The sequence below is a fragment of the Peptoniphilus senegalensis JC140 genome, assembly GCF_000321025.1.
Lineage (GTDB): Bacteria > Bacillota > Clostridia > Tissierellales > Peptoniphilaceae > Peptoniphilus_A > Peptoniphilus_A senegalensis.
The window spans coordinates 1-852 of sequence record NZ_CAEL01000042.1 but is presented as its reverse complement, the minus strand read 5'-3'; the positions used below and the strand labels follow the sequence as shown (position 1 = coordinate 852).

Annotated in this window: 1 protein-coding gene; it reads left to right on the top strand. The window is 41.5% G+C overall.

Annotation, left to right across the window (positions count from 1 at the left end; translation table 11 throughout):
- On the top strand, positions 1-852 hold an 852-nt coding region (locus PTSHG_RS00015; RefSeq protein WP_019106898.1), incomplete at both ends, for an elongation factor Tu.

Here is an 852-nt window from a genome sequence, read left to right as displayed (position 1 = left end):
GGACCAATGCCACAAACAAGAGAACACATTCTACTAGCTCGTCAAGTAGGTGTACCAAAGATAGTAGTATTCCTAAACAAAGAAGACCAAGTAGATGACCCAGAACTAATCGAATTAGTAGAAATGGAAATCAGAGACCTACTAAGTGAATACGACTTTGACGGAGACAACACACCAATCGTAGTAGGATCAGCACTAAAAGCCCTAGAAGATCCAGAAGGAGAATGGGGAGACAAAGTAGCAAAACTAATGGAAGAAGTAGACGAATACATTCCAACACCAGCAAGAGACACAGAGCACCCATTCCTAATGCCAATCGAAGACATCTTCTCAATCACAGGAAGAGGAACAGTAGCAACAGGAAGAGTAGAACAAGGTGTAGTAAAAGTAGGCGACACAGTAGAAGTAGTAGGACTAACAGAAGAAAAGAGACAAGTAGTAGTAACCGGAGTAGAAATGTTTAGAAAACAACTAGACCAAGCAGAAGCCGGAGACAACATCGGAGCCCTACTAAGAGGAGTACAAAGAGAAGAAATCGAAAGAGGACAAGTCCTAGCAGCACCAGGAACAATCCACCCACACACAAAATTCGAAGCAGAAGTATATGTACTAACAAAAGAAGAAGGTGGAAGACATACACCATTCTTTAACGGATACAGACCACAATTCTACTTCAGAACAACAGACGTAACAGGAGACATCCAACTAAAAGAAGGAACAGAAATGGTAATGCCAGGAGACAACTCCACATTTACAGTAACACTAATCACACCAATCGCAATGGACGAAGGATTAAGATTTGCCATTCGTGAAGGTGGAAGAACAGTAGCATCTGGAGTAGTATCTAAGATT